The sequence below is a fragment of the Streptomyces sp. WELS2 genome (assembly GCF_013870595.1).
Classification (GTDB): domain Bacteria; phylum Actinomycetota; class Actinomycetes; order Streptomycetales; family Streptomycetaceae; genus Streptomyces.
On record NZ_JACBWZ010000733.1, the window covers coordinates 1 to 3,138 of the forward strand.

General features: G+C 73.9%; 2 protein-coding genes and 2 pseudogenes. 2 read left to right on the plus strand and 2 right to left on the minus strand.

Annotated features, from left to right (window positions below):
- Positions 1 to 254: pseudogene (locus H5J33_RS28945) on the minus strand (peptidoglycan endopeptidase); the annotation flags it as partial.
- Positions 255 to 660: 406 nt separating this feature from the next.
- Between H5J33_RS28945 and H5J33_RS28950 the strand changes: the two are divergent.
- Both H5J33_RS28950 and H5J33_RS28955 read left to right on the plus strand, forming a co-directional pair.
- Positions 661 to 1,245 (plus strand): annotated as a pseudogene (locus H5J33_RS28950) (GNAT family N-acetyltransferase); the annotation flags it as partial.
- Positions 1,246 to 1,264: 19 nt separating this feature from the next.
- Positions 1,265 to 1,810 carry an NAD(P)-dependent oxidoreductase gene (locus H5J33_RS28955; protein ID WP_181797774.1) on the plus strand — a complete coding sequence of 182 codons (546 nt, stop codon included), beginning with the start codon at positions 1,265 to 1,267 and terminating at the stop codon, positions 1,808 to 1,810.
- A 231-nt stretch (positions 1,811 to 2,041) separates the two neighbouring features.
- On the opposite strand, the gene H5J33_RS28960 is transcribed toward H5J33_RS28955, so the two are convergent.
- The coding region (locus H5J33_RS28960) for an MFS transporter (RefSeq protein WP_181797775.1) at positions 2,042 to 3,138 on the minus strand (1,097 nt) is incomplete at its 5' end.

Below are 3,138 nucleotides of genomic sequence, written 5' to 3' on the forward strand. Positions count from 1 at the left end.
GGAAGGCGGTCGGCGGGCAGTACGGCGGGGACGGCCGGGCCGAGTACGGGACGTGCCGTGTCGAGCCACCGGCGGGTGATCGCGTCGAGCGCCGGATCCGTGCGGCCGCTCGGTCCCCGGGCCGGCGCGGCGTCGCGTGCGCGCGTCCGCAGGGCCATCGTGCGGGTCGCGTTGAAGCGGCCGGTGACGATCTCGGCGTGGTCGTAAAGGGATTCGATCCGCCGCCGAACCTCGTCGCCGTTCTCCGGCACCATGGAAGACCTGCTCCTTCCTTGCCCCGCAAGGCGGTTGGGCGGTTGACCGAACCGGCGCCCGGGTGGCGGCCTCGCGTCAACCTAGCCAACGTGTGTGCCCCGTGTGAAGGTTGGGGCGTGGTGAACTCCCCGTCCGACCGGTGACCACACAGAGGGCGACCTTGGCACGCGACAGGCGCAGCAGCCCGGCCCGTGACCCGATGCGCGAGATGGTCGACTGCGTCAACTCCGGCCGTACGTGCGGGAACCAACGGGAACCGCACCCGCTGCCGGGGGCATCCCGCACACCCAGCCGCGCTCGGCCCGGCCCCGGCCGGCCGAACCCGGTCCCCTCGGCCACGGTCCACCCGGCCCCGGTCGGTCCGAACCCCTTGTGGGAGCGCTCCCAAAAGATCAGTATGGGGACATGTCCTTCCCCGACCCGGGCCCCGTGATCCGGCCCTACCGCCCCGCCGACCGGGACGCCGTCGCCGACGTCTGCGTCCGCACCGCGCACCTCGGCGGCGATTCCCGGGCCCTCTACCCCGACCCGGACCTCATGCCGTCCCTCTTCGCCGATCCGTACTGCCACTTCGACCCGGACCTCGCCTTCGTGCTGGACGACGGCACGGGCCGGTCCGTGGGATACATCCTCGGCACCGCGGACACCGAGCGCTTCGTCGCGGACTTCCGGCGCGTCTGGATACCCCGGCTGGCCGGCCGCTACCCCGAGCCCGCCGGGCCGCCGCGCACGCCCACCGAGGAGATGATCCGGCTGCTGCACCACCCGGAGCGGATGCTGCTGCCCGAACTCGCCGCCTACCCCGCCCACCTGCACATCGACCTGCTGCCGCGCTGGCAGGGGCGAGGGTACGGCCGACGGTTGCTGCACACGTTCCTGGACGCCCTGCGCGGACAGGGCGTCGACGCGGTCCACCTGGGCATGGTCACCGCCAACACCCCCGCCCGCGCGTTCTACGACCGCGTCGGCTTCCACCTGATCGCGGCGGCGCGGCCACCGGGTCACCGCCGTGGTACGCGACCCCGCGCGCCACGGCGACCTCACCGGCGTACGGTTGACGGCGGGCGACATCACCGACCCGGGAGTCGTCGCTCGTGTGGCGCGGGGGCACGATGCCGCACTCGGCGCCGCCGTCGACGGGTCCGTCCCGCCGTACGACTTCTTCACGACCTCGGCCCGCGCCCTGGCCGCAGGCCTGGCCCGGGCAGGGGTGCGCCGACTCCTCGTGGTCGGCGTCGCCTCCGTCCTGCCCGGAGCGTCGGGCGTGCCCCTGATGGACGAGCCCGGATTTCCGGGCGAGTACCGGCCGTTCTCCCTGGGCCACGCGGCGGGCCTCGACGAACTGCGCGCCTGTGAGCTCGACTGGGCCTACGTGGCCCCCGCGGGCGACTTCGACCACGACGGCACGCGCACCGGCCGGTACCGGATCACCGACCACGGCGACCCGGCGAGCCGGATCGGCTACGCGGACTTCGCGCTCGCCCTGCTGGACGAGATGGAGACGCCCCGCCACCACCAAGCGGTGGTCGGAGTCCGGGAACAGTCGCTTCGGTGACGGCCTTGTCTTCCCTGGTCACCCGGCGCACGCGTCGCTTCGTGATCCGTGTGCCCCCCCGGATCGCCGCTGCCCGAGCCTTCTCGGCGGGTGGCTGGCAGCAGGCTGCCCGGCGCCGTCACGAGCGGGCGCCCGCGCCGATTTGCCCGGGTGCGACGCGGAGCGGCCCGCACCGGTCCGAAGGGTCTCGGTTCGGTGCGGGCCGCTCGCGGTGGCTTCTCCGCGGGCTGGTCAGGCCGCCTCCGTGGGCTGACGGGCGGGCTCGGGAGCGTGGCGTGTCGTGGTGGTGTCCGGGCGCGGTGGGGCAAGCGCGGCGAAGACGGCCACCGCGCCGATCGCGCACACCGCGGCCGTTCCGTACAGGGCGAGGTGCAGGGCGTGGGTGAAAGCGCCGGCCGGCACGGCCGAGCCGCCGCCGGGCGGGTCCCCCGCGGCGACCTTCGCGGCCAGTTCCCGTGATCCGACACGGGTTTCGATGAGACTGACCAGGACCGCGCCGTACACGGCGATGACGATGGCCTCGCTGCCGATGCGCATGGTGTTGAGGAACCCGGTGGCCATACCGGCCTGTTCGGGCTCGACGAGGCTCATCGCCGCACCGTCGCCCACGCCGAACGACACCCCGGCGCCCAGCCCGGTCAGCAGCAGCGGACCGGCGATCACGGCGACGGACGCGCCGGGGCCGATCACGGTGAGCCACGCGTTGCCGCCGGCGAACATCAGCAAGGACAACGTGATCAGCGTACGGGGGGACACGCCCCGGTTGACCAGGCCCCCGGACAGCGGCGGGGCCAGCAGCACCGGCGCGGTCATCAACAGCAGGACGGTTCCGGCGCGTTGGGCGGAGAAGCCACTCGCACCCACGAGATAGGTGGGCAGGTACGTCAGCAGCGTCACGAAGCCGAACGTCGACACCACGGGCACCGTGCACAACGCGAAGAACCGGCGGTTGCGCACCAGCGTCAGATCGAGGACGGGGGCCGCGGAACGCGACTGCAGGACGACGAACAGCACCAGCAGACCCGCACCGCCGGCGAGCAGCGCCGTCACACCGGGGCTCGTCCAGCCCCACTGCGGGCCCTGGACCGCGCCCAGGACCAGCAGGCCGAGACCCGCGACGAACACCAGCGCGCCGGTCGCGTCCAGCCGGGGACGCCGCGGGGCCCGGGACTCGGCGACGAAGCCGATGCCCGTCAACGCCACGGCGAGCAGGGCCGCGTGCAGACCGAACGTGGCACGCCAGCCGAGCGTGCCGACCAGCCAGCCCGACAGGGTGGGCCCCACCGCCAGCCCGACACCGGCGGCACTGCCGAGGGCCGCGAAGGCAC